The organism is Streptomyces sp. NPDC026377 (assembly GCF_055567715.1).
Map to the genome: position 1 here is coordinate 101,355 of NZ_JBVHPV010000020.1, position 23,196 is coordinate 124,550.

Below are 23,196 nucleotides of genomic sequence, written 5' to 3' on the forward strand. Positions count from 1 at the left end.
ACCGCCCCAGTCGTGCTCTCGCCGGCGGTTGCGGTTGCCCTTTGTGCAACCCCTTCTACACAACCGACGAGCGGGGCGTTCTGGAAGCGGCCATGCACGCTCTTCCGCGACAGGCGGCGCGTGAACTGCGGCGTCTGGTGAAACCGCTCGACGACCTCTACATCACCAAAACCTGGCCCGACCCCTTCGCCTCGCCTGACGACGGATGGTGGGTAAGACGCTGTTGGGGATAGGCCTACATCGATCGCTGGCCCAGCACCGTTGCCTGCCCAGCAGAGTCGTCAAACGGCAAGCTCAGACCAGTGGCGAAGCCGCGAAGGAGTAGCTGTACACGCCCTTCCCGTCGTTGTTCCAGTTCAGGAACAGGGTCGCGTCGCCCAGGCCCGGCCCGCTTACCCGGTGAGTGAGCGCGGGTGTGGTGTACGAGCCGCTGCCGCGCTCCATCCGCTCATGCAGATCGAATTCGCGTGACGAGACGATGGGGTCCGTGCCACGGACAGAGCGCTTGATCTCCGTCTGGAGTCCGACGGAGTCGAACGTATTGACCTGGTGTGCCGCGTAGGGAGCCTGCCACCGCACGGAGGAGTACGCGGTGACGGCGTTCCCGCTGCGCCGGGCACAGATGGTCACGCTGAACGTGAAGTTGTCCGGCCAGGGTCCGGAATACTGCGGCATGTCCAGCGTCTTTGAGCTCGTTGTGCACCGGTAGCCCCCGCGGGCCGGTGCTGCCACGCCGACTGCCTGCACCAGTGTCGTGGCCAGGAGTGTCGCTGCCGTCAGAGAGATGAATCGCCGCATGAGCGGATCAACGCCACGAGCACGGGGACACGTCACGGCCCACACTGAAAGATCACCCGCCAGGTAACCGCCTGACGCGACCTTGTCGATCTCACGCGGCTCGTTTCCAGTCCGGATGGACCGGGACTGTCAGACCCTGCCCTTAGCGTCGTGAAAGTGGGCCTGGAGCGGCCGGGCCTCTTCGCACAGGAACAGCCTATGGGTGAGATCAACATCGGCAGCACCGACCTGGGCCGGCTGCTGACTGACAGCGCCAGCTCCTGCGGAGCTTCTTACCAGCAGACATTCATTCAGCTGGCTGCCTCACACCGCGGCCGGCCCGCCACCAACATCCTTCCGCTCCTGCACCGGGCGGCGGTCCAGGCCCTGCTGGGGTTCACACACAACGACCTGATCGAGCAGGCCGAGGCGATCAGCGTCGGCAGGCAGTACGTTCTGCGCATCACGGTCACCTGATCAAGAAATTAGCGTCAGGGGTCCCTGGGCAACGCACGCGGGCTGGTCAGAAGGGCGCGGAGAGCGGTGTCGCCACCAGGGAGACGAGGGCGGCGCGGCCGCCCTGACACCTCAGACGCAGTGCGTACGGTGAGGGCGTCAGCGTGCTGGTCGTGGTTCATATGGGAGCGTTTCTTGACGCCGGCCTTGGCCGCCTTGTCGTACAGCTCGGTCTTCGTCAGCGACTGGAGCGACTCAGTCTTGGAGGTGCTGGTTTTCTGACGTGTGTCCTTGGCGGCACGGGCCTGCCCTGTGAGTGCCGAATCCCGGTGACGTCAGCCCTATGGGGTCCTCGAAGGACGGTTCATCATCCTCCGAGAGCAAGGACCTCGTGCCGCGGCGTCACGTAGATGCGGTCCGCGTCGCCCTCCGGCCTCTACGTGGTCCAGTCAAGGTGGACGTCGCCGTGGGTCTCTACAGATCCCCCACCTACTACGGTATGCATCGGGGGGCTTGGTGCGTGACAAGCGCGGCAACGGGACGTGGCAGACCCCGCATGACCGGGTGGTGGTGGTCTCCTGGGAGGAACCTGAATGATCAAGTATTTGCTGCAGGAGCCGCTACCTCGCGCCGATGGCCTGCAAGAAGAACAATGGCAGGCCATCAACGAAGGCTTTGGCCGACTCAGACGAGCCGTCGATGCTGACGACCGGCCGTTGATTGTGGGGTCAGCAAAGGAGCTGGTCGAAGGCGTGGCCCGAGTGATCCTCGTTTCCTACGACGGTCGTACCGTTCCCGACCAAGACCCCTACGACAAGGTGCTTGGCGCCGCGCACAAGGTGATCGAGCACGCCGTTAGCCTCGGCATCCCCCGGAACGATCCGCTGCGCCAGATCCCCGAGAGCGCAAAGAGGATGGCTGGCCAGCTCCGCGAACTGCGCAACTCATTCGGGACCGGGCACGGACGCTCCCTAGTGCACGAGATCACCGACGAGGTCATCGAAGCTTCTGTGCACGCCAGCTTGCTGTGGGTTCGATGGGCCATGGCTCGGCTCCACACTGCCCTGCAGGGTGCACTCGCACCTCTGATCCGAGACCTTGGCAACGGCATCTTCTACGGCGGCGACCTGGCGTCTCGGCTGGCGTCTGCGAACATCCCTGATCTTGAAGAGCCGGATCAACGCCGCCTGGGGCTGGCAGTTGGCCAGCGATCAGCGCGCCAAACGGGGAACGTGCGGGTCGAAGGTATCGACGCCATCCCTCAACATCCCGAGCGATGGCCGGACGAGTACCGCAGCGGCGCGCTGCACGGGCTGTTCCTCAACGAGGACGGCCAGGTGTTCACCTACCCGTATGCCATCGGTTCGGCCGTCCCAGCTCTCCTGAATGGCCACACGGCACCAGACCGTCTGATCCAAGACCTCGCGTCGAAGCTGGCATCTGCGTCGTGGTCGGTCAGTTTCCAGAACGAGTACCGGGACGCCCTCCAAGTCATGCTCCGCACCACCCCCGCTCTGCCAGAAGAGGCACGGGCTCCCTGGACCAAGCTCATCGACGAGCTCAAACAGTTCGCGCCCGAGGCTGCTTGAGCGCGACGTACTTTGAACCACGCCAGCACCGCCGAAGGGCGGCTCTCCCACCACATGCGTCTGTGCAGCGGGAGCACCTCCAAGGGAGATAAACGCGCCTCAAGGGCCTGGTACAGGGCCCGGTTACGCCGGATAGCTGACCTCGCGGCCGCCTGTCCACGTCTTGCGTACTCGTTCGTTGCCGTCGCTGGTCTCGATGAGGCGGATCACGACGTCGGGGCCGGAACCATACAGCCCCACCCATTGCGTGTACCGGGCCAGGGCGGTCTCCGGGACTGTCCACTCGCCTTCCGTGGCCGGACCGCCCGCCCTGAACTGCAGCCGCGCCACGTGCCTGGTTATGCTCGCTCCTTGGCGTGGTGTTCGTTCTCAAAGTTCCTGCTGCACACGGCGCGGCCGGTCGTAGGTCTGTGCAGTGCTGCCGCCACCTGGCGGCAGTGCCTCCTGGTCAGAACTCGCCCTGCAGCCGGTATTTCTCCCGGCCCCGGTCCTGGCCAGGGCGGGCGGTGTGCGCAAAGGACAGAAACGCTTTGGCGCCGTTGTAGAAGTCGATGCTGACGCCGGGATGGCGCACCTGAGCTGCGTCGGTGTAGCCATAGGCCCGGGCGATCTCGGGGTGCTGGCTGTTGGTGAGGGCTGCGATGAGGTAGGCCTCGGCGGCACGCACGGTGATCTTTCCGTCCTGGTAGAGGGCGGGGACCGGCACTGCGGGGAGGGCTTGTCCGGTGACGGGGACGTCGGCGTCGTCCATGCGGGCGCCTGGGGCCAGAGCGCATGTGATCATGACCCACAGGCGGCTGCCCGACGTCATGGTGAGGACGATGCCGTACGGAGGGGCGTCGGCGTCTGCCCACGGTTCGGCCCGGGCGATGTCGGCGGCTTGGGGCAGGACGTCGAGGCAGAGCTGACGGACGCGGTCGGGACGCATAGGGCGGGGGGTTCCTTACCGAGGTGACCCAGGCCGTCGGGCGGGCGGGGTGGCGAGGGTGGCGGGGCGGATGATGTGGGCGCCGAAGCGGGCGCGGGCGGCGTCGGCGGCCTTCTCGATCCGGCGGGTCTTGTCGTCGGCGGGGTCGAGTTGCAGCTGATGGTGGGCCTGTTCGGCCGGACACAGGCCCTGGACGCGCAGGGAGATCTCCGTGACCCTGGCCCGTTGCAGGCCTAGCGACGCATACAGCTGGTGGGCTGCTCGGGTGAGGTCGCTGCTGTGGGCGGTGGGTTCGGGCAGGGTGCGGCTGCGGGTGGTGGTGGACGCGTCGGCATAGCGCAGGGTGATGGCGACTGACCGGCATGCCTCGCGTTGTTCGCGTAGCCGCAAGCCCAGGGTTTCGGCCAGGCCGGTCAGGGCGCGGCGGTGTTCGTGGGGGTTGAGTTCGTCGTGGGGGAAGCGGTGGCCGGCGGAGGTGGAGCGGGTCAGGGCGGTGCGGGTGACGGGGCGCGGGTCGTGGCCCTGGGCGCGTGTTTGGAGTTCGCGTGCGGTGGCGGTGCCCAGCAGCCGGGCCAGGGTCGCGGGCGGCGTTGCGGCGAGCTGGCCGATGGTGGTGATGCCGAACGGTGCGAGCGTCCTCGCGGTCGCCGGCCCCGCCCCCGGGAGTGCGGCTACGGGGCGGGGAGCGAGGAAGGCGGTGACAGCGGCGGCCGGAATCACCGTGGTGCCGCCCGGCGAGGTCTCGGCTGCGGCCATGGCGGCGATCATCGGGCTGGGGCCGGCACCCACGGTGGTGTGGACGCCGTACAGCGCCAGCGCGCGCAGCCGGAGCAGCTGACCGATGCCGTGCGGGTCCTGGCCGAAGTAGGGGAGTGCGCCGCTGAGGTCGAGATCGACCATGTCGGGAGGCAAGGGCTGGTAGCGCGGCGTGAAGTGCTCCACCAGCGTCAGTAGCCGGTCGAACAGGGCCGCGTCGGCCTGCTCGAGGTGGAAGTGGACCCGCATCACGCACCGCTGTCGGGGCCTGTTCGTGGACATCCTGATCACCCCGCGCTTCCCGGGCTTCGATGGCCCAGATGGCGCAGGTCGGCCGAGCGGGTGCCGGCGGGCTGAAGGTCCGCCCACGCGCTGAGCTGGGCTCCCGCGGTGCCGTTGACCAGAACACGCTGCCCGGCGGGCTGGGCTGGTGTGGGGGAGGGGTGGGTGCGGCCGAGGAGGTCGAGGGCGGCCTGGGGGCCGTGATCGCGGCGGGCGGCAGCGACCTCGTCCAGGTCCCAGACCATCTCACCGACCACCGTGCGCCGTGGACCGCGCGCCTCCACCGTGCCGCGGACCAGCAGGAGTCCGCAGTGGAAGACGGTGTGCGCGCACGCCTCGTGAGAGTCCTCGAAGAAGGCGATGTCCACCAGACCGGACCCGTCTTCCAGGGTGACGAAGATGACCCGCTTGCCGGACGGGATCGGCGGGGTCTGCGTCGAGGCCCGCACCCCCGCGACCAACACCTTCTGCCCGGGCACCATCTGGCGCAGATGCGCGGCGTCGGTGGCGCCGAGTTCCGTGAGGAGACGGTGGTGGTGCTCCATCAGGTGGTGGGTGACGTCGATCGACAATGTCTCGAGTTCGGCGGCGAGCTGGTCGCGGCTGGTCATCTCCGGCAGGCCCGTCGGCTCCGCGGCCGCCAGCTCGCCGCCCAGGGGCAGTTGTCCGTCGCTGGTGGTGCGGGTGCGGGACTGGCGGTGCAGCTCGGTGGCCTGCAGCAGCAGGTCACGGCGCGTGAGGTGTCCGGCCAGGGCACCGAGCGCGCCGATACGGATCAGGTGCTGGACGGTGGGCAGAGAGGGGCGGGCGCGCTGCCACACATCCTGAAGACCCGTGTAAGGCTGCCCTGCGGCTAGGCGGGCAACCTCGGCCTCGGAGATGCCTTTGACGGTGGTGAAGGCCAGGCGTACACCCCACCCCTGGTCGGTCCGTTCGACGCTGTGCCGGGCGCGGGAGTGGTTGACGTCGACGTTCAACACGGGCACGCCGTGGCGGCGGGCGTCGGAGACGATGACCCGGCGCGGCCACATTCCCGGATCGTGCTCCAGGAGCCCGGCATACAAAAACGCCGGGTAGCGCGCCTTGAGGAAAGCACTCTGAAGTGCGGGAATGGCGAACGCGACAGCATGTGCCCTGCAGAAGCCGTACGCCCCGAAACTCGCGACCGTCTCCCACACCTCGTCCAGCACCGCGGTGGTGTAGCCGCGCTCTGCGGCGGCGCGGCGAAACCACGCTTCGACCTTCGGGAGCCGGTCGGGGTTGGCGAGGGCGCGGCGGGCGACGTCGCCGGCGGCACGGTCGCAGCCGGTCATTTTCGCGAGGATCGCGATGATCTGCTCATGCCAGATGACCACGCCGTACGTGTCGGACAAGATCGCTTCCAGGTCCGGATGGGCGTAGTGGGGGGTGGCGCCGTGACGGGCTGCAATATACAAAGCGGGCATCCCGCCGGATACGGGACCGGGCCGGAACAGGGAGATGTCCGCGACAACGTCTTGCAGGTGACGCGGCTGCAGGCGTCCCACCAGATCTTGCTGACCAGGGCTCTCCAGTTGGAAGAGGCCCACGGTGTCGCTGTTCTGGATGAGTTCGAAGGCGAGGCGGTCGTTGAGGTCGACGTGGTCGGGGTTGTCGAGGTCGAGGGCCCGGCCGGTGGTGCGGTGGATCTCGGCGACCGCGTGCGCCATCGCGCTCTGCATCCGCACACCCAGCACGTCCAGTTTCAATAGTCCGAAGCCCTCGAGCTCGATGTCTTCTTTGTCGGCCTGCACCATCGGGTAGCCGGCCGGGGTCGGCTGCACCGGGAGGCGGTCCAGCAGTGCGCTGTTCGACAAGATCACTCCGCACGGGTGCATGGCGTAGCCGCGCGGCAGCGCGTCCAGGCCCTCGGCGAGCTCCCACAGCGCACCGAACCTCGGTGCCTTCGCGGCGAGCTGGCGAAGCTCCGGCAGCTCCGCCAGCGCGGAGCGGATGTCGCGGGCCCTGATGTGCGGGAAGGACTTGGCGATGTCGCCGATGACCTGGGGTGCGATCCCGAGCGCGAGTCCGGTATCGCGCAGGGCGTGCCGCGCCCGGTAGGTCTCCGGCATCCCCGTGACAGCGGTCCGCTCCCGTCCGAAGCGCTTGATGATCGCGTCGTAGACCTCCAGGCGCCGCTCGGACTCCACATCCAGATCGATGTCCGGAAGCGAGGTACGGCGCTCCGACAGGAAGCGTTCGAACAGCAGCCGGTGCTCCAACGGGTTGGCCGTGGCCACGAACAGCGCGTGATTGACCATGCTTCCCGCTCCGGAGCCGCGCGCGGCGACCCGGATCCCCAGCGCCCGGGTATCCGCGACCACCTGGGCCACCGCCAGGAAGTACGGCTCGAAACCGAGGCGGCCGATCACGTCCAGCTCATAGTCGAGCTGACCTACCGCGCGCGCATCGCGGTCCAGGCCGCGGGCGGCCATGCCCGTCTGACAGCGCTGGCGCAGCAGCCGCATCCCCGCACCCGCCTCGGGGCCCGCACCCACCACCGACGGTTCGGGAAAGTGCGGCCGGCCCAGCCCCAGATCCGCCGGCGTCAGCGTGCACGACTGAGCGGTGGCCTGGGTCTCCGCCAGCAGACGCACCCCCCGCGCACGATCACCCCCGACAGCCTGCGCGATCCGCTCGGCGGCCGCGGCCATCGCAGCCGGATCCTTCAGCCACCGCTCACCCCCGTCCAGACGGCGGCGGTCGATGGGCCGCAGAAGCCGGGCCGCGTCCAGCACGTCGGCCAGCCGGTGCTGGGCAGGGTCGGCGTAGCGGACGGAGTTCGCCAGCACCACACGCACCCCGAGCCGGTCGGCCAGGCCGACCGTGCGCGCGGCCAGCCGCAGCGAACCCGCACCGGTGCCTTCCTGTCCCAGGTATGCGGCCTCCAGGCGCAGCCGCTCGCCGGCCACCTCCCGCCACGGCTGGAGCAGCTGCTCGGCGAGGTCCATGCGGCCGGCAGACAGGGCCCGCACCGGCTCGGAGGAGGGACCGAGCAGCACCACCAGGTCCTGGCAGGCGTACTCGCGCAGGACCGCCCAGGACACCACCGGCAGGCCGCCACCGCTCTCGGCGTGCGCGGCGGACACCAGACGGCACAGCCTCGCCCAGCCAGCCGCGGTCTGAGCCAGCAGCGCGATCCGCAACGACGGCTCGAGCACGTGCGCACCGCCACGCACGGGCGTCCGCGACCGGCCGGCAGCCGGGCCCGGTGCACGCAGCGGGGCGACGGCAACGTCGACCCCCAGGATCGGCCGGATCCCGGCGGCAGCCGCGCTCGCGGCGAAGCGGACCGTCCCGGCGACAGTGTCCCGGTCGGTCAGCGCCAGCGCCGACATGCCGCGCTCAGCGGCACGCTGGACGAGAGCGCGGGGCAGAGAGGCGCCGTAACGGGCGGAGTAGCCCGAAGCGACGCGGAGGTGAGTAAATCCACGGCCCCCACACCTCCTGCCTCTTCTCGTATCCCTCCCCTGACCTGGTTCCTCTCCAGGTATCCACCATAACTCGAAATCGCGCAACTGTTCGAAACGTGTGGTGGTGGCTCTCCTGCACAGTGCCTGCCGGCGGCAGGGTTTGCATGGATCAAGGTGGTCGGCACGGCTCAGTGGGCAGCCAGAACCGTCGGGCTGCCTCCAGGTGCCTGCGGATCTGCACCGTTTTAGGCTGGTTGCCTGCTCAAGGGGGGCAGTCTGGGAGGTGTGGATGCCTCGGCCTGTCTGGTCCGGCGCGATCTCGTTTGGCCTGGTCACCATTCCGATCAAGGTGCTGCCCGCGACCGAGAACCACAACATCAACTTCCACATGGTCCATGTGGAGGACATGGGCCGGGTGCGGACCCGGAAGGTGTGCGAGCTCGACGGGAAGGTCCTGGACCAGGACGAGATCGGCAAGGGCTACGAAGTCGCGAAAGACACCATCGTGCAGATCACGGACGCCGAACTCGACGCGATGCCCCTGCCTACCGCGAAGGCCATTGAGATCGTCGCGTTCGTTCCCGCCGAGTCCATCGACCCGGTCCAGGTCGGGGCCGGCTACTACCTCGCCGCCGACGGGCAGGTCGCCGCGAAGCCCTACACCCTGCTCCGGAAGGCGCTGGAGCGCAGCGCGAAGGTCGCGGTCGCCAAGTTCGCCTGGCACAACCGCGAGCGCCTGGGCCTGCTCAGGGTGAAGGAAGACGCCATCGTCTTGCATGCGATGCGCTGGGACGATGAGATCCGCGACCCAGCCGATGTCACCGTCCCGGCCGCGGAGGTCTCCGCAGCAGAGGTCGAGGCCGCGGTCCAGCTGCTGGAGACGATGGCCCAGGAGGACATCAGCGACTACCGCGATCACTACCGCGACGCGGTGGAGGAGATGCTCGCGGCGAAGTCCGAACACCGCACACCACGGCCCGTCGAGCCGGAAGGCCCGCAGCCGTCCGGGAAGGTCGTCGACCTGATGGCAGCCCTGAACGCCTCCGTCGAAGCGGCCAAGGCCAACCGGGGCGAGTCCAGTGAGAACGCCACCGTCCACGAACTCCCCGACAAGCGCGCAGCCAGAAAAACACCTGCCAAGAAGACAGCAGCTTCCAGCAAGGCGGCCACGAAAAAGACAGCCGCAAAGAAGACGCCAGGGCGAAAGCCCCGCAGCGCCTAGCCGCCGCATACGAGCAGCCCACGCGCGCTGCTTCTCCCTGGGCGCACCCCCTCTGGCGAGTTCCGCCGGATCAGGGCAGGCGCCCGACTGCCTGACGACCGAGTGCGCGGCCACGCCGAGTTTCAGTCATACCCCTGTGCAGATGGCTGATTCGGGTGCATCGTGTGATCAGTGCGCCGGAACGATTCGCAGTCGCCCGGTCGTATAGGTGAGGCTTGTTGCTGCGCGCGGTGTGCCCTGCACGAGCTTGACCGCTCCCTCCCGGCTCCCCACGGGAGGGCCCGAACCGTGTTGCGAGGAGCAGCCATGATCAGTGCTCTGGCCCGCCAGTCCGTATCGGCTTCTGCTTGGCGGGACTCTTTCGGGGGCTGAGCCCCTAGACCCTGACGTCGGGGGAGTGCCGCACTTTCAAGGGGTTCGAGTCGGCCGTTCCTCGTCCCAGCCTCGGGCCTGGACTGCCTAGTCGGTGCCGGGGCGGCTTCGTACGTCGGCATAGACGCGGGCGCGGACACCGGACTCGCCAGGGACGCGCCACGTCGGAGTGACCCCGGAGGTCGCCCACTGCAGCTGGAGCTGTTCCATCACTGCCCGGACGGTTTCTTCGTCGGTGGCAGCAATGTCGAGGACGGCCAGGCCCGGCTCCGAGATGTGCGCCTCGTCTATGTGCATGTTCCCAAGGACGGCTGTGCCCGGGCACGGGGTTGCCTGGCGGAGGCATAAGCATCCGTACGAGGGAACGCAGCTCGGAGAGGGCTTCGACTGATGCGGCCACGCCGCGCCCCCAGAGACCGGCACGCTCCCGATGTACCGCACCGAGCTTCACCCAAACCGGTGGAACTGCGCTGGGATACCGGGGCGCGGCAGGTAAGTACGGGACGCTGGGATCGTGCGCTGCCTCATGGTTCCGTTGATCCTGCTCTTCCTGGTCGGGACGTGCGGCTGTGTGCGTGTGCAGGCGCCGGTGCGGACGGAGCCCGTCGTCATGGCCCGGCCGTTTGCGCCGCCGGCCCCGAGCCAAGCCCCTGCCAGGGAGGTCCTGGCGGCCTATCCGCCCAGCCCCCCTCCGTCTGCACCGGCCACCGGGCACCGGCCACCCGCCTCCGCGCCACGGCATTACCGGCCGCACACCACCAACGCTCCGCAGCTACGGCGCGCTCCCCGTCCCGTTCACCGCCCGGCCGCTCTCCATCCGCCGCCCGTCCGGAAGAGCCGTCCGTATGACGCGAAGGCGTTGTGCGAGGCGTCCGAGGCGGTCACGAGCGCCGCGGTCAGCCAGCTGTGCTGGCAGCACCTCGGCTGACCACGACGGTGCCCTCCTCCTGGTCGCTGCCGGAGCCCATGCTGGCGGCCGCCACCGCGGACCCTGCCCTTCCGCCCGGCCATGCCGCCGAGCCGAAATGGGACGGATGGCGCGCCTTGCTCTCCTGGAACGCTGGGAAAGCCGTGCTGTGCTCTCGCCGGGGAACGGACCTCACCACCTCCTTCCCGGAGGTGCGTTCCGGCGCGGCACAGCTGCCGGACGCCACCGCGCTGGACGGGGAACTGGTGGTGTGGGACGACGCAGGACGGCTCGCATTCGAGCGGCTCCAGGGCCGCCTGCAGCGGCGAGGCGCCGGCGCGGCCCGCCTCGCCGAGCAGTGGCCCGCCCACTTCGTCGCCTTCGACCTGCTGCGCCTGGCCGGCACCGACACCACCAGCTGGCCCTACCGACGCCGAAGGGAAGCACTGGAGACCCTGTTCGCCGAACACCACCTCACAGCGCCCTGGACGCTGTGTCCCTCGACCACCGACCCGGACACGGTGTGCGAATGGCTGGCCAACTGGACGGCTGTCGGCCTCGAGGGCGTCGTCTATAAGAAGCTGGCCGGCACCTACCAGCCGGGGGCGCGCCGCTGGCGCAAGTACAAGGTTCGCGAGACCCAAGACGCCCTCGTCGGTGCGTTCACCGGCTCCCCGGCCGCGCCCCGCACGCTGCTGCTGGGCCGGTACGACGGTGACGGACGCCTGCGCTACGTCGGACGAAGCACCGTGCTCCCCGCAGCCGCAGGCCGGAGTCTCGCTCCGCTGATCGTTCCGGCCCGGGCCGATCATCCCTGGGAGGGCTGGACTTTCTCCGCCGGGTGGGGCACCCGGGAGTCCCTGGACGTCACGCTCGTGGTGCCGGAGCTGGTCGTGGAGGTGGCCGTCGATGTCGCCCTCGACAGCACTGGACGGTGGCGGCACCCGGCCCGGTGGCACCGGGCCCGTACCGACCTGGCCCCCGCCGAGGCACCTCTGTGGGGCGCGCAGTAGGAGCCGGGCGTCGTGGCCCGCCGAGGGCCTGAGGCCTGCGGCGGACCACACTCTGCAGGCTCAGCCGCTGGCGTCGTCCTTCAGGGCTTGGTCGGTCAGGGCGCGGAGTGTGCTGTGGGCTTGGGGGGCTGTCAGTTCACGGTGCCAGGTCACCGGCTTGCGGTGGTCGTAGCAGGTCAGTTCGTAGTGTCTGCTGCCATGGTTGCGCTCGAGCTCCTGAACGTACGGAGTCTGCCGGCACTGGTCGTGGCGTTCGGTGGCACGCAGGTGTCCGAGCAGGGTGTCGCCATGGTGGCGTGCAGGGATGGTGCGTTGCGTGCGGCATCCCGAGCACCGCAGGAGGTGCTGGATCGCTCCGCTGCGGGCGGTGAAGTGCATGCCGCCGCCCTCGAAGTTGTTGCAGCTCGCGCAGACGGGCCCGCGAATGTAGCCGTGGTCGTGGCAGTGGTCCCAGTAGAAGGCGCGGCGGGGCTGGGTGCACAGGGAGCACAGGTAGTCGTCCGCGCGCTTGCTGGAGCGGACGGATTCATACAAGACGCCGTGCAGGTGGCCGTTGTAGACGCGGAAGCGGGTCGCGGTGCACGCGGGGCACAGGGTGGTCCAGCCGGCAGCGCTGGAGATGCGCCACGTCCAGGGGTGTTCGCTGCTCGCCCCGCACGTGGTGCACCGGCATGCCGCGGCCCGCAGCTGGTCTTCGGTCTGTTCCCACTCGTCGAGGAGCCGGGCGTAGGCGCGGGGGACACGCCATTTGGCTTGTTTCCAGACCAGGACGGTCAGGGGGGTGGTGCCGGCGATCGTGTGCTGGCCGCACTGGCGGTGGAAGTTCTCGGGGGACAGTCCGCAGGGCAGGCCGGTGTCTTTGAGGAGCCCGTGGCGACGACAGCCGCCCTGCCCGCAGGGGCAGCCGTGGTCCTTGCGGGATTGGTAGGCGGCGTTCTCGATCCAGCGCCGCACTTCACGGCGCCAGTCCGCTCCTTGGGTGTCTTTGGAGTGGAACAGACGCGCGTCCACCAGGTCGTCCGCGTTCCACTTCAGTTGGGCAAGGGCGTGGCCGGCCTTGCGGACCTCGCGGTCGTCGAAGCGCCACTGTCCTTTGCTCTTGTACTTGTAGCCGCGCAGCGCGGTGGCGCCGACGAAGCGGTGGCCGTGGAACCCGAACCAGCCGTCCTGGCTCAGCGCCTGGAGGTTGAGCGGGACGGCACAGTCGCCGACGGTGTCGGCCAGGATGACCTGGGCTGTCTTGGAGGTGATCAGCATGGCGGGGATGGTGGCAGCCGGCACTGACAACGAGGCATCACTGAGGGGGACAGACCATCAGGTCATCGGACGGCGTTCATGGGACGGGCGGGAGAAGCCAGCAGACTGACATGCCTGTGGCCTGCGTTTTTTTTGGCTTGGGTCTGTGCTGGCTGTCAGCACAGGAGGCCGGCGATTCAGTCCTTCGGACGCACCGGGGCCCAGGGTTGCGCGCTGACGGGCCTGGTCCCGGGCGCGTGAGCGGACGCGGTGTCAAGCGGGCCGGCCGCTCCGGCCTGCGGGCCGTGAGGTCCGGTTCCAACGACATGGGCGAGGCGGGTGGCAGCCCAGAGGCGGCGCGTTCGAAGCCGGCCTGTCGGCAGGCGGTGCGCGGCCGTACGGAGGAATCCGGCATCGGCATGCTCACGCCGTCTTCGTTCCGCGTACGCGTGAAGGTATGGAGGTGAACCTTCGACCTCCTGGAGGAATGCGTGCTGCTCCCCGCCGAACCGCCGCCCCGCAGGGTCCTGTTCGACCGGAGGGTCGACGGCGCCGTGGTCCGCCTCGTCAAGCCCGTTGATACCGAACGTCCGACGTGGAGTGCATACGCTCCCGGCCCCTTCCCTGAAGGGGAGTACCTGGGGACGTTGCACGCCCAGCCCGAGCAGGAGGGCCCTTTGTGGCTGGTCCAGGCGACCAAGGAGCGCTACGCGGGACTCGATGACGCGGTGCGGGCACTGCGCCGGCCGCCGTCCTGGGGGCGAGAACGCGCGCAGGCGCAGAGCTGGGCCCGACGGGTGCTGTCCGATCGGCACCTGCGGATTTTCGACATTCAGACCACCGGCCTCCATGCTGCCCTCGCGGTCCAGATCGGGGTGATGGACGGAGCGGGCCGGGTGCTGGTCGACCAGCTGGTCGACCCCGGCACTGAGATCTCGCCCGGCGCGGCATCGCTGCACGGGCTGACTCGTTCGCGCCTGACGGGCGCGCCGTCCTTCTCGGACCTGCTGCCCCAGCTGACGAACGCGCTCGCGGGCCGCCGGTGCGTCGCCTACAAGATCGCCTTCGACCACGGCGTCCTGCGGCGTGAGTTGCTGCGCCATCACGGTGATGCCGCCCCGGTACGGCGATGGCTTGCAGCAAGCCGCTGGGAGGACGCTATAAGGCCGTGCGCGGTGGCGAGGGGGCTGTGGTCGGCTGAGCATCGTGGTTACCGACGCCAGCGTTTGGACAGTCACTATGACGCTGTGCACAACTGCCGAGCCCTGCTCAGCCGCCTGCACCGTCTGGCGGACTGACCGGGCCCACCGCAGCAGCAATCGGTCAGCTCTGTGAGTCAGCCGGTGATGTCGTCGCCGTTCCAGTTGCGGGGCGCGGGGTGTTCCCCCGGCCAAGGTCAGGCGCACCGCCTCTTACGCACCCGTCCGGGAAAAGCCCAGTGCAGGGCCCCTCTCGGGGGATTGTCAGTGGCGGCTGATACTTCTATCCCCTTGGCCGCAGTCGGCGCAGGCGCCGCACGATGGCCACTGAGACGGCCCAGGCCTGCCGGGGCAGCGCCGGGTTGGGTACCGCGCCGCCGCTGCGCTGCCCGAGTGACACCCGGCCGACACGAAGCCTTCAAAAGGTACGTAAGTTCACAGAACATGCATTCTGTTCCTGTCGGTGCCGATGGCGGCTGTAAGAGGACCGCGGAACAGAAGGGAGCGAGCCATGGCCGAGAACCCCGTGGTCCTTCGTGCCTTCCGCTTCGCGCTGGATCCCACGACCGCGCAGCTCGCCGATCTCAGCCGGCACGCGGGAGCCGCCCGTTGGGCCTTCAACCATGCTCTTGGCCTCAAGGTCGCCGCCCACCGGGCATGGCGTGCCGAAGTTGAGGCGCTCACCGCTCAGGGCCTGGACGACAAGACGGCCCGCCAACGGGTCAAGCGCCCGCTCCCCAACGCTTTCCAGATCCAAAAAGACCTGAACGCCATCAAGGCCAAGGACGGCGGCGAGCCGGAGGGCTTCATCGGCCCGCGCCGGCCCTGCCCCTGGCACCGGGAGATCAGCGCCCGCGTCTTCCAGTCCGGCTTCGCGCAGGCCGATGCCGCGTGGAGCAACTGGGTCTCCTCGCTGAGCGGCCAAAGAGCCGGGCGCCGGATGGGATATCCGCGCTTCAAGTCCAAACGCCGCGCCCGCGAGGCCTTCAAGCTGTGTCACAACAAGAAGGCCCCCGAGATCCGCCCTGACGGCTACCGCCGCCTGCGCATCCCCAAGATCGGCAGCATCCGCCTGCACCAGTCCAACAAGCGGATGGCACGCCTGATCCAGCGCGGCCATGCCGTGGTCAGCTCCGTGACGATCGCCCGCTCCGGGCACCGCTGGTACGCCTCCGTCCTGTGCGAGGTCCAGCAGCCCCAGCCTCCGCAGGCCACGCGGGCTCAGCGAGAGCGCGGCAAGGTCGGCGTCGACATCGGCACCAGCTGCCTCCTCGCTGCGTCGAAGCCGACCACTTTCGCCCCGGGCCGCCCTCCCACCCAGAAGGTCGACAATCCACGTCACTACGGCCGCGAACGTCGGCGTCTCACCCGAGCCCAACGCGCCTACGCCCGCACCACCAAGGGATCACACCGCCGCGCGAAGGCCGCGCGCCGTATCGGCCGCATCCAGCACCTGATCGCTGAACGCCGCGCCACCACCTTGCACGCCCTCACCAAGCGGCTGGCCACCACCTACGCCGTCGTCGCCGTAGAGGACCTCAACGTCAAGGGGATGACCGCGTCAGCCCGCGGAGACATCGACAACCCCGGACGCAACGTCAAGCAGAAAGCCGGTCTCAACCGCGCCCTGCTCGACGTCGCCCCTGGCGAACTGCGCCGCCAGATCGCCTACAAGACTTCCTGGTACGGCTCCCAGATCGCGGTCCTGGACCGCTGGTGGCCCTCCAGCAAGACCTGCAGCAACTGCGGATGGCGATACCCAAGCCTCACGCTGCGCGACAGGACATTTCACTGCACCACCTGCGGTCTGCACATGGACCGCGACATCAACGCCGCCATCAACATCGAGCGGCACGCCATCGTCGCCCCTGGGAAAGAGGAGACGCAGAAAACGCCCGCCGAGGGAGCACAAGTCCCGCCATCCACAAGGACGGAAGGCAGCACCCGAAGAAGCGGGAAGGCCCGGACACCGGGTCACCCCGGAGGGGCAACTCTCCGGCCACCCACGCACAGCGCGCTACCCCCGCCACGTCCCGATGAGGGCATGGCAAAGACAAGTAAAAAGAGAACGCAGCGCGCATAAACGACCAGGTCGCCTCCTGTCGGTCCCGTGCTCGCGCGGGTGGCCCCTCAACCTCCGCCGCCTACTACGGCCGCGCCCGGGCGGTCCCGTGCTCGCGCGGGTGGCCCCCTGATCTACAAGGGCTCGACTTTCTGGATCCCGTCGGTCCCGTGCTCGCGCGGGTGGCCCCTCGATGACGCGATGGGGAGCGCGCGCGCCCGGGTCGGTCCCGCGCTCGCGCGGGTGGCCCCTGCCCCAGCCGCTTCGGCGGCGGCTGCACCGCCTCGGTCCCGTGCTCGCGCGGGTGGCCCCTGGGTCTGGAAGCGATGCCGCGAGCAGTGCACGTCGGTCCCGTGCTCGCGCGGGTGGCCCCCGCGCTGCAGGGCCCACAGGGCGCCGAGGAGAGTCGGTCCCGTGCTCGCGCGGGTGGCCCCTGCCGGTAACCCGTGGTCCGCCTGCCCGAAGGGTCGGTCCCGTGCTCGCGCGGGTGGCCCCAGCAGACGCCAGGTCAGCGGTCCCGGATAGCCGTCGGTCCCGTGCTCGCGCGGGTGGCCCCAGCAGACGCCAGGTCAGCGGTCCCGGATAGCCGTCGGTCCCGTGCTCGCGCGGGTGGCCCCGCGGCCTCGCGATGGCCGGCATGACCCTCGAAGTCGGTCCCGTGCTCACGCGGGTGGCCCCCGATAGGCTGCGCCTGGCGCCAGACGACCAGTGTCGGTCCCGTGCTCGCGCGGGTGGCCCCAGTGATCAGGACTCCCGGACGGCGGACGGATGCCCGCTTGTCGGTTCCGTGCACGCGCGGGTGGCCCCCCGATCTCCATATGCTGTGCGTGATCGCCGTGAGTCCCGTGCACGCGCGGGTGGCCCCGGCTACGACACCAGCGGCAGCGATGACCGGTAGTCGGTCCCGTGCACGCGCGGGTGGCCCCGGGACGAACTGCCAGCGCACGTTCTCGCCCCGGTCGGTCCCGTGCACGCGCGGGTCTGCCCTCCGAGCATCCTGTGCAGCCTCCAGCAAACCCGAAGCCAGACGGGGGAGGGCCCCTTCGCGTCATTTCCCATCCCCAAGTGGGCTGCACGGGCGGGCATGGCGGCAGATGGCACCCCGCGCCGAGGCCTGGGCGCTGATTCGGCTGACGGACGCGGACAGCGAGGCCATACCGTAGCTGGGACCATGTTGATCGTGTCGGTAGATGCCCACGGCCGTCTGCGGCGCCTGTGCGCCGCGCGCAGCGGGGCATGGCGGCGCGGGGCTGGGCTGCCTTGTCAGTGGGGGCGCTTACGATCCCAGCCGTGGCTGAAACGAATCTGCACGGTGTCGGTGAAACAAAGCAGGAAGCGCACGCGGAGCTCCTTCGTATCCAGGAGGAGTACGGGCGGCCGACGAAAGAAGGCGGCTGGACGCAGGAGCAGCATGACCACTGGAACGCGCAGTGGGCGCACTGGCGCGAGCTCGTCCTGCGCTCGCACGGCTACTCCTTCGCCGAAGATCCGCACGGCGAAGCCGATGCCTCGGGCGAGGCGGGCTGACCGGCGAGGCTTCCGGTGCGGCAGGCCGCGTCCGCACAGGCAGCTGGGGCGGACTGTCAGACCTGCCCGCCAGAATAAGAACACATACTCGGCTCCGTACGGGCGAAAGCGATCACAGGGGTGCCCATGAAGAACTTCAAGCTGGTGTGGCGGGAGCGCGATGGAAGAGTGCGCGAGTCTGCCGTGGCGTACTCAGAGGCGGCCGCCAAGGACCGCCGCCAGGAACTGGAGAATCGCAAAGCCGTGGTGCACGTGGTTGAGGTAGCGCCTGGTGCGCCTATACCCGCAAGCCTCCTCGAGGAGCTGAGGACGGGGCTGCCGGCCGCAGCCTGACCGCCCGAGGGCCGCGTACTATCCGGGGCCGGCGTGGGGTGTGGCGGGCTGCGGCGGTCGGCGCTAGCGGGCGCTGCTGGGCCAGCGGGTGGGCTGCTGGGCTTGCGGGTCCCAGGTAACGATGGTGTCGAGCGTGCCGCCGTCCAGTTCGCGCAGGGCAGCGCGCCATTGCGGGGTGCTCCGTTCACGGACGTCCAGGAGCGCGTTCTCGAGAACGACGCCCACGACGTCGAGGTCCTCGGCACGGGCGTACGCGAGGAGAGCCTGGAGGTGATCGACTTCTGTCAGGCTGGCACGGTCGAAGGCGGTAGCACAGTAGACCAGCGCGCGGCGCCCGACACGATGGCCGAGCACGCCGCGTGCCTGGAGGACATGGAGCCCACGCCGGCCGACGTTGCGCAGGTACAGGATGTCCTGGGGGTCACGGGCTCTGAGAGCCTCGGGGGTGGTGATGCCGCCGCTGATGAGGGCCCCGGCGACACGGTGGCCGTCCTGGTCGTGGCCGATGACGTCGTGCAGTTCGGGGAAGCTCGCGGCGCAGTTGTTCCGGGCCTGGCGGCAGGTGTGGTTCCGCCCGGGCACCGGGGGCAGGCCGTCGCGGTCGGGCGGAAGCGTCATGGTGGTGAATCCTTGCGTGCGTGGCCGGGTGGTTCGGGTACGCACTGTACGAAGACGCGCGGAGCAGAACTGATCCGGGGCAGGGGCTTGGTAGAGCTTCTGGGGCCGTGTGCAGTCGCGGTGGTGGACCGTGATGCAGGCGCCGACGAACTGGCCGTTGGCGGCGGCATCCCGCATGAGTCGCGTCTTGGCTTTCTGGTCGTCGGCGGGTATTCCGGCGAGTCCGATCTTCCCGACGTACAGCACGGGCGGGTGCGTGTGCTGGTGTCCGTCGTGTCGTACGACGCGGCGAGCGCTCAGGACGAGCGGGAACGGCTGGAGGCCGACGGCGCCGAGGTGCGTATCGTCGCTTCTGGTAAGACCGTGCCGGAGTCCGTCATCGAGGAGATGCGGGCCGGCTCTTCCCGTTAGCTCTGGATGACGGGGCGGTGGAGGTCGGCGTAGACGGGGACGGTCACCCCGGCCTTACCGGGCGTTCGCTGTACAGGGGCGATCCCGGACGTGGCCCACCAGCGTTCCAGCTCGGCCTGCACGGCATAGGCGGTCGGCTCGTCCGCGGCGGTGACGTCCAGGACCACGAGCCCCGGCTCACCCACGTGTTCGTGCGCATCGTTCATCGGGAACATGCCCCAAGTGACGCCGGCTGTCTCCGTACGGTTCGTGGTGCGGCACGGCGCCACCGGATCGGGTGAGAACCAGGGGTTTCGGGACGAGGTGAAGGGCGCGTCCGGTCCCGGTGGAAGAGCACCAGCGCGCCTAGGCGGTTGGACGGTGCGCCATCGGGTGAGAGATCCGACACGTCCCCGGCACCGGATCGTTGGGGGAGGTATGCACCCCGTCTCCGACTCGGGCTCTCAAACGATCCGAATCCCGGCCCCGACCGACCCTGCTGGGGACCTCATGCACGCTGCCGAGCCTCAGTCTTGGGATGAACGTACCTGCACCGACGCAGGAACCGCCCGCGACTTGGCCCGTCAGGCGTACGCTGCCTGGGCTCAGGGCGACCGTGCTGCCGCCCGTGCCTTGGCCGACGTCGCGCGCGTCTACGCCTGCCTCGCCGAACGAGTGGACCACACAGCCGCACGCCTGGACCTGGCCACCGCCCAGCTCAGGGCCGAAACCGCACGTGCCGAGGCCGCCGCTGAGGCCGCCGACGACTTTGCACGGCTCACCCCGCGTCAACGCTCGGCACGCCGGGTGGCGCGCATACTGATGGCCTCACAGCCGGGCACGCCTGCAGACAAGATCGAAACCGAGGCCGTGCCACTGACCACGATCATGGAACGACTCGCCGTCTCCCTGAGCACGGCGTCTGAGATCCGCAAGGAGGCCATGGTCCTGCTGGTGTCCGGGTACGGCCCCCAGGATGCGGCAGCCGATGCGTCCTACGACCCCGAGGACAAGCGCTGATCAACTGCGGCACTCATAGCCTGGTCCTCGCCCGAATGCTGCCGCCTCTACGGTGAGGGGCGTGTTCACCGAGCCCATGTCCCCGCCCGCGCTGTCGGCCCCCGAGGTGCGGCCAGGGCCGGGACGAGGGAGCGCTGCCACAGGGTGATGGCGGTGGCGGACACGGCGAGGACTGCCGCATGCGCGACGTTGGCGCTGCCGCCTAGGGCGTGCCCGGCGGCGAAGAGAGCAGCCGAGCCGGCAGTGGCTACTGCCGTCAGCCACCAACGCACCCACCGGCGCCCCATCCAGCTGCCGCGGCGCCGGGCTGCGAGGAGGGCCAGCCAGAGGGCCAGCAAGGGGCCTCTGTAGAGGAGTTCCTCCACGGGTGCGGGGGCGAGCAGCCCGTACCAGAAGCGGACCAAGACCGACGTCCGGGCCACGGCGACTGTGCGCGAGTCCTCGCCATCGGGTACCGACGTCAGGCTCGGAAATCGCCAGACCATCTGCCATGCCGCCCACAACGCCACCGCGGTGGCGAATCCGACCGCCACCCATCGCAGGGCCTGACGCCTCGAGGATGGACGTAGCCCCAGGCCGTAGGTGAACCGCCCGGCGGCCGCCCGTAGCGATATCTTCCCCCAGCCGATGCAGGCGGCTATCACGACGGACCATGTCGCAGCGCCGAGCAAGGCGCAGAACCGGCGGCGGCTTTCACCGTCCCACGGTACGAACCCGGGCACGAAGGCGAAGACGTCCCGCACTGCCTGAGCGGCCAAGAAGACGGCGCACGACAGAAAGAGCCACACCAGCAGATGGACTCCCCGGTGCGTGTCACTGGACGAGCGTTCGCCTCGATCGTCAGTCGCACCAGTCGTGCGGCGAGTGTCCACGTGGGCCCCCGAAGATGTGTGAACCGACTGCTTGCCGTAGACGTCGCAGGACGGGCGGCTGCCGGAACAGGAGCTAGCGCCGGACGACGACGGATGCGGCGGCGCCCGGGACAGCAAGACTGGGTCGTGCGAGGTGCTGCTAGCGCTGTACGGGGGCTTGAGCTGCCTGGGCGAAGTGCAGGACGACGGCTTTGGCTCCCGCGGCGATCTCGTCGATCAGGGCGTCGCTGCGCGGGTGGGCCGTGTGGCGGGTTGCCCAGATCATGGCGAACTTGATGATCTGGTCGATGTCGCTGGGCCGCAGCAGGATCGCGTCGCCGGCATGCAGGGGTTCGGGCTGGCGGTGCTGCCAAAGCCGGTAGTAGCGGCCCTCCTGATCGTTGAAACCGAGGTGGCGGTCACCATGCGGGTTGATCAGATGGATGGAGAAGGGCAGATCGTTCGGGCCGGGCTGCCAAGGCTGTTCCGACTGGCTCAACGTGTCCTCCGTCGGCAGGGGTCATCACGGGTTGCCGAGTGTGCCAGGGCCGCATGGGCCAAGGCAGTGCTTCCAGCCACCTCACCCGCCGGCTGGCGCGCAGGGCCCCTTCCGGCGAACGGCCAGTCGTAACGGGTGCGGGGCGAGGCCGTTATGCCTCTGCGTGCACGTTCCTACTCCTGCGCCATGCGTGACCGCGGGTCGACCGTCACGCACGCCAACGCGAAGAGGTGACCGATGAGCAAGGACCAGCTGATGAGTGATCGGGACGGGCCTGCTGGCGCCACGGACTGGCGTCCCGCCCCTGTCACTGATGCCGCCCAGTTCGAGGAGCTGCGCCAGGCCGCGACCACGGTGAGGATCCCGGCGGACTTCGTCGGATGGCACTCCACCGAGATCACCCAGTGGCTCAGTGACGTCGAGGACGACGAATCCGTCTCCGACGCCGACGTCTACCGTGTCCGCGCGGCCGCCACCTACGCCCTCGGCATCGATCCGGACGATACGTATCCGACCCTCGCATAGGAGTCGTGGCGCGGAGGATCGCCCCGGTCTGGCATGGCGCAGACTCGTCAGCGGCGCAGCCCCGCGTTCATCAGCGTCTTTGCGGTGGTGTGCCGGGGCCCGGGGTTCCGTCACGACCATGGCCCGTGCGGGTGCGCGGGTCATGTCCCCCGGGTCCCGGCAGGCCAGGGTGGCACGACCGGGGTACACGGGTCTGCACCGGAGGCCATCCTGCCTCAGCATCCCGGCTAAGGGGCCGCGGCGGCGCGGTCTATGCGACTCGAGGTGTGCAGCTCCGGTAATTGCCAGGGCCAGAGGGCCAGATCCGGCGTTTCGCCTGTGCCACGTCTCTTTCGAGTCTGCTTTCCTCGCCCTCGCCCGCCCCACGGCAGGTCTGGCTACGCTGGCTGGCCATGACGGTCAGGGGTGCGCGGGTCAAGATCGGTGCGGTGCAGGCGGCCTGGGACCAGGCGAGCATCGTGCGAACAGCAGACGACCAGAGCGCCTGGCCGTCGCTGAGCAGGCGCATCGCCGATGCCACGGCCCTGTACGGTGCGGCGGAGCTCCTGCGGGGGACGGTGTTCCTCCTCGACGGCGCACTGCACCAGATCGGTGCGGGCAGGCCTGGCCGCGAGGCATTCGTCGAGAAGTTCCTCAAGACGCTGATGCGCAAGTTGGGCCAGTGGGAAGGCTTTGTCGAGCCGACGGACCTGGTGGTGGTGGCCCAGGTGGTGCGGGTGTCCTTCGACGGCGGCGATCCGGTGGCCTGGCGAGACAGGGCAGGGCCGGTGTCGGACAGCGAACCGCGCGCCATGACGGTTGCCCTCGCGCTCATCGCTGACTTCGTGGACAGCGTGGATGGACCGGGAGCGTGCGAGCACGCTCTGCTGACAGCGCTCGGCGACGCCCTCGAATGATGTGACCTCAGCCGCCACGTCGTGAGCACCCCGCGGCCGTCGGCGCGAGCGCGTCCTGGTCATGGGGATGCCGGCATCGGATCCGCCGCCTGGGGATAGGGACGCTGCCGCCTTCGTACGATCAGCGGGGGCGGGGCCAGAGGGCGTGCAGGTCGCGGGCGACCCGTGCGGCGAGCTGGGCTGGGTCGGGGGCTGTCCACTGGTGGTGGGCACCGGCGCTGCGGGGGGGAGGGGGAATGACCGGTGGTGAAGGACTGCGTGGTGACGCTGGCCATCCACGCCGGGTGTTCGGGAGGGGGCAGCACCA

General features: G+C 69.3%; 21 protein-coding genes, 1 pseudogene and 1 CRISPR repeat array. Of the genes and pseudogenes, 12 read left to right on the top strand and 10 right to left on the bottom strand.

The window, feature by feature from the left end; all coding sequences use genetic code 11:
* Positions 1–294: 294 nt before the first annotated feature.
* Positions 295–675, bottom strand: a complete 381-nt coding sequence (locus tag ACZ4MU_RS30790; protein WP_467882804.1) for a hypothetical protein — start codon at positions 673–675, stop codon at positions 295–297.
* A gap of 321 nt (positions 676–996) precedes the next feature.
* On the opposite strand from ACZ4MU_RS30790, the gene ACZ4MU_RS30795 reads away from it, so the two are divergent.
* Both ACZ4MU_RS30795 and ACZ4MU_RS30800 read left to right on the top strand, forming a co-directional pair.
* Positions 997–1,254: a hypothetical protein gene (locus ACZ4MU_RS30795; protein WP_467882805.1), complete on the top strand. Its 258-nt coding sequence runs from the start codon at positions 997–999 to the stop codon at positions 1,252–1,254.
* 572 nt (positions 1,255–1,826) lie between these two features.
* Entirely contained in the window at positions 1,827–2,822 is a 996-nt protein-coding gene (locus ACZ4MU_RS30800) for an abortive infection family protein (RefSeq protein WP_467882807.1), read from the top strand.
* A 448-nt stretch (positions 2,823–3,270) separates the two neighbouring features.
* Here the strand turns inward: ACZ4MU_RS30800 and ACZ4MU_RS30805 are convergent, their stop codons facing one another.
* From ACZ4MU_RS30805 to ACZ4MU_RS30815, 3 genes and pseudogenes are all read right to left on the bottom strand, one after another.
* Entirely contained in the window at positions 3,271–3,750 is a 480-nt protein-coding gene (locus tag ACZ4MU_RS30805; RefSeq protein WP_467882808.1) for a hypothetical protein, read from the bottom strand.
* Between the two features lie 15 nt (positions 3,751–3,765).
* On the bottom strand, positions 3,766–4,788 hold the full coding sequence (locus ACZ4MU_RS30810) for a DNA polymerase Y family protein (RefSeq protein ID WP_467882809.1): 1,023 nt from the start codon (positions 4,786–4,788) through the stop codon (positions 3,766–3,768).
* Positions 4,789–4,793: 5 nt separating this feature from the next.
* Positions 4,794–8,234, bottom strand: a pseudogene (locus tag ACZ4MU_RS30815) (DNA polymerase III subunit alpha); the annotation flags it as partial.
* Positions 8,235–8,508: 274 nt separating this feature from the next.
* On the opposite strand from ACZ4MU_RS30815, the gene ku reads away from it, so the two are divergent.
* Complete coding sequence (gene ku / locus ACZ4MU_RS30820) at positions 8,509–9,441, top strand: non-homologous end joining protein Ku (protein ID WP_467882810.1); 933 nt, start codon at positions 8,509–8,511, stop codon at positions 9,439–9,441.
* 459 nt (positions 9,442–9,900) lie between these two features.
* On the opposite strand, the gene ACZ4MU_RS30825 is transcribed toward ku, so the two are convergent.
* Positions 9,901–10,110, bottom strand: coding sequence for a DUF6207 family protein (locus ACZ4MU_RS30825; RefSeq protein ID WP_467882811.1), 210 nt, complete (start codon positions 10,108–10,110; stop codon positions 9,901–9,903).
* A gap of 609 nt (positions 10,111–10,719) precedes the next feature.
* On the opposite strand from ACZ4MU_RS30825, the gene ACZ4MU_RS30830 reads away from it, so the two are divergent.
* Positions 10,720–11,733 (top strand): ATP-dependent DNA ligase, encoded by a 1,014-nt coding sequence (locus tag ACZ4MU_RS30830; protein ID WP_467882812.1) that lies wholly within the window; start codon positions 10,720–10,722, stop codon positions 11,731–11,733.
* Between the two features lie 60 nt (positions 11,734–11,793).
* Here ACZ4MU_RS30830 and ACZ4MU_RS30835 read toward each other — a convergent pair whose 3' ends face one another.
* Positions 11,794–12,990 carry an endonuclease domain-containing protein gene (locus ACZ4MU_RS30835; protein ID WP_467882813.1) on the bottom strand — a complete coding sequence of 399 codons (1,197 nt, stop codon included), beginning with the start codon at positions 12,988–12,990 and terminating at the stop codon, positions 11,794–11,796.
* 470 nt (positions 12,991–13,460) lie between these two features.
* On the opposite strand from ACZ4MU_RS30835, the gene ACZ4MU_RS30840 reads away from it, so the two are divergent.
* The 4 genes from ACZ4MU_RS30840 to ACZ4MU_RS30855 all read left to right on the top strand — a co-directional run bounded on the left by ACZ4MU_RS30840 (position 13,461) and on the right by ACZ4MU_RS30855 (position 18,090).
* A complete protein-coding gene (locus tag ACZ4MU_RS30840; RefSeq protein WP_467882815.1) occupies positions 13,461–14,267 on the top strand; it encodes a 3'-5' exonuclease in 807 nt (268 codons plus the stop codon).
* 412 nt (positions 14,268–14,679) lie between these two features.
* Entirely contained in the window at positions 14,680–16,251 is a 1,572-nt protein-coding gene (locus ACZ4MU_RS30845; protein WP_467882817.1) for an RNA-guided endonuclease InsQ/TnpB family protein, read from the top strand.
* Positions 16,252–16,271: 20 nt separating this feature from the next.
* Positions 16,272–17,217: a CRISPR direct-repeat array (repeat unit 27 nt; unit sequence CGGTCCCGTGCTCGCGCGGGTGGCCCC).
* A 303-nt stretch (positions 17,218–17,520) separates the two neighbouring features.
* Positions 17,521–17,757 carry a hypothetical protein gene (locus tag ACZ4MU_RS30850; protein WP_467882819.1) on the top strand — a complete coding sequence of 79 codons (237 nt, stop codon included), beginning with the start codon at positions 17,521–17,523 and terminating at the stop codon, positions 17,755–17,757.
* Positions 17,758–17,883: 126 nt separating this feature from the next.
* Entirely contained in the window at positions 17,884–18,090 is a 207-nt protein-coding gene (locus ACZ4MU_RS30855; protein WP_467882821.1) for a hypothetical protein, read from the top strand.
* 63 nt (positions 18,091–18,153) lie between these two features.
* Here ACZ4MU_RS30855 and ACZ4MU_RS30860 read toward each other — a convergent pair whose 3' ends face one another.
* On the bottom strand, positions 18,154–18,708 hold the full coding sequence (locus tag ACZ4MU_RS30860; RefSeq protein ID WP_467882822.1) for a hypothetical protein: 555 nt from the start codon (positions 18,706–18,708) through the stop codon (positions 18,154–18,156).
* Between the two features lie 123 nt (positions 18,709–18,831).
* Here ACZ4MU_RS30860 and ACZ4MU_RS30865 point away from each other — a divergent pair, with 123 nt between their 5' ends.
* Complete coding sequence (locus tag ACZ4MU_RS30865) at positions 18,832–19,119, top strand: hypothetical protein (protein WP_467882824.1); 288 nt, start codon at positions 18,832–18,834, stop codon at positions 19,117–19,119.
* Here the strand turns inward: ACZ4MU_RS30865 and ACZ4MU_RS30870 are convergent.
* Positions 19,116–19,325 (bottom strand): DUF6207 family protein, encoded by a 210-nt coding sequence (locus ACZ4MU_RS30870; protein ID WP_467882825.1) that lies wholly within the window; start codon positions 19,323–19,325, stop codon positions 19,116–19,118. The two genes, ACZ4MU_RS30865 and ACZ4MU_RS30870, sit on opposite strands and share 4 nt — an antisense overlap.
* Before the next feature lie 406 nt (positions 19,326–19,731).
* On the opposite strand from ACZ4MU_RS30870, the gene ACZ4MU_RS30875 reads away from it, so the two are divergent.
* Entirely contained in the window at positions 19,732–20,118 is a 387-nt protein-coding gene (locus ACZ4MU_RS30875; RefSeq protein ID WP_467882826.1) for a hypothetical protein, read from the top strand.
* Positions 20,119–20,183: 65 nt separating this feature from the next.
* Here ACZ4MU_RS30875 and ACZ4MU_RS30880 read toward each other — a convergent pair whose 3' ends face one another.
* Both ACZ4MU_RS30880 and ACZ4MU_RS30885 read right to left on the bottom strand, forming a co-directional pair.
* On the bottom strand, positions 20,184–20,540 hold the full coding sequence (locus ACZ4MU_RS30880) for a CPBP family glutamic-type intramembrane protease (RefSeq protein WP_467882827.1): 357 nt from the start codon (positions 20,538–20,540) through the stop codon (positions 20,184–20,186).
* A gap of 589 nt (positions 20,541–21,129) precedes the next feature.
* The gene (locus ACZ4MU_RS30885) at positions 21,130–21,468 is read right to left on the bottom strand and encodes a hypothetical protein (RefSeq protein ID WP_467882828.1); all 339 of its coding nucleotides are present in this window, start codon (positions 21,466–21,468) and stop codon (positions 21,130–21,132) included.
* Positions 21,469–21,705: 237 nt separating this feature from the next.
* Here ACZ4MU_RS30885 and ACZ4MU_RS30890 point away from each other — a divergent pair, with 237 nt between their 5' ends.
* Together ACZ4MU_RS30890 and ACZ4MU_RS30895 are read left to right on the top strand one after the other, a co-directional pair.
* Positions 21,706–21,993, top strand: coding sequence for a hypothetical protein (locus ACZ4MU_RS30890; RefSeq protein ID WP_467882829.1), 288 nt, complete (start codon positions 21,706–21,708; stop codon positions 21,991–21,993).
* 392 nt (positions 21,994–22,385) lie between these two features.
* Positions 22,386–22,889 (top strand): hypothetical protein, encoded by a 504-nt coding sequence (locus ACZ4MU_RS30895; protein WP_467882831.1) that lies wholly within the window; start codon positions 22,386–22,388, stop codon positions 22,887–22,889.
* The last annotated feature ends 307 nt before the right edge of the window (positions 22,890–23,196 follow it).

Excerpts from the sequence above, each read along its gene's own strand:
- ACZ4MU_RS30795 (WP_467882805.1), top strand. The coding sequence starts at position 997 with ATGGGTGAGATCAACATCGGCAGCACCGACCTGGGCCGGCTGCTGACT.
- ACZ4MU_RS30810 (WP_467882809.1), bottom strand. The coding sequence starts at position 4,788 with ATGTCCACGAACAGGCCCCGACAGCGGTGCGTGATGCGGGTCCACTTC.
- ACZ4MU_RS30855 (WP_467882821.1), top strand. The coding sequence starts at position 17,884 with ATGAAGAACTTCAAGCTGGTGTGGCGGGAGCGCGATGGAAGAGTGCGC.
- ACZ4MU_RS30800 (WP_467882807.1), top strand. The coding sequence starts at position 1,827 with ATGATCAAGTATTTGCTGCAGGAGCCGCTACCTCGCGCCGATGGCCTG.
- ACZ4MU_RS30835 (WP_467882813.1), bottom strand. The coding sequence starts at position 12,990 with ATGCTGATCACCTCCAAGACAGCCCAGGTCATCCTGGCCGACACCGTC.
- ACZ4MU_RS30890 (WP_467882829.1), top strand. The coding sequence starts at position 21,706 with ATGAGCAAGGACCAGCTGATGAGTGATCGGGACGGGCCTGCTGGCGCC.
- ACZ4MU_RS30870 (WP_467882825.1), bottom strand. The coding sequence starts at position 19,325 with ATGAACGATGCGCACGAACACGTGGGTGAGCCGGGGCTCGTGGTCCTG.
- ACZ4MU_RS30860 (WP_467882822.1), bottom strand. The coding sequence starts at position 18,708 with ATGACGCTTCCGCCCGACCGCGACGGCCTGCCCCCGGTGCCCGGGCGG.
- ACZ4MU_RS30845 (WP_467882817.1), top strand. The coding sequence starts at position 14,680 with ATGGCCGAGAACCCCGTGGTCCTTCGTGCCTTCCGCTTCGCGCTGGAT.
- ACZ4MU_RS30825 (WP_467882811.1), bottom strand. The coding sequence starts at position 10,110 with ATGCACATAGACGAGGCGCACATCTCGGAGCCGGGCCTGGCCGTCCTC.
- ACZ4MU_RS30805 (WP_467882808.1), bottom strand. The coding sequence starts at position 3,750 with ATGCGTCCCGACCGCGTCCGTCAGCTCTGCCTCGACGTCCTGCCCCAA.
- ACZ4MU_RS30790 (WP_467882804.1), bottom strand. The coding sequence starts at position 675 with ATGCCGCAGTATTCCGGACCCTGGCCGGACAACTTCACGTTCAGCGTG.
- ACZ4MU_RS30895 (WP_467882831.1), top strand. The coding sequence starts at position 22,386 with ATGACGGTCAGGGGTGCGCGGGTCAAGATCGGTGCGGTGCAGGCGGCC.
- ku (WP_467882810.1), top strand. The coding sequence starts at position 8,509 with ATGCCTCGGCCTGTCTGGTCCGGCGCGATCTCGTTTGGCCTGGTCACC.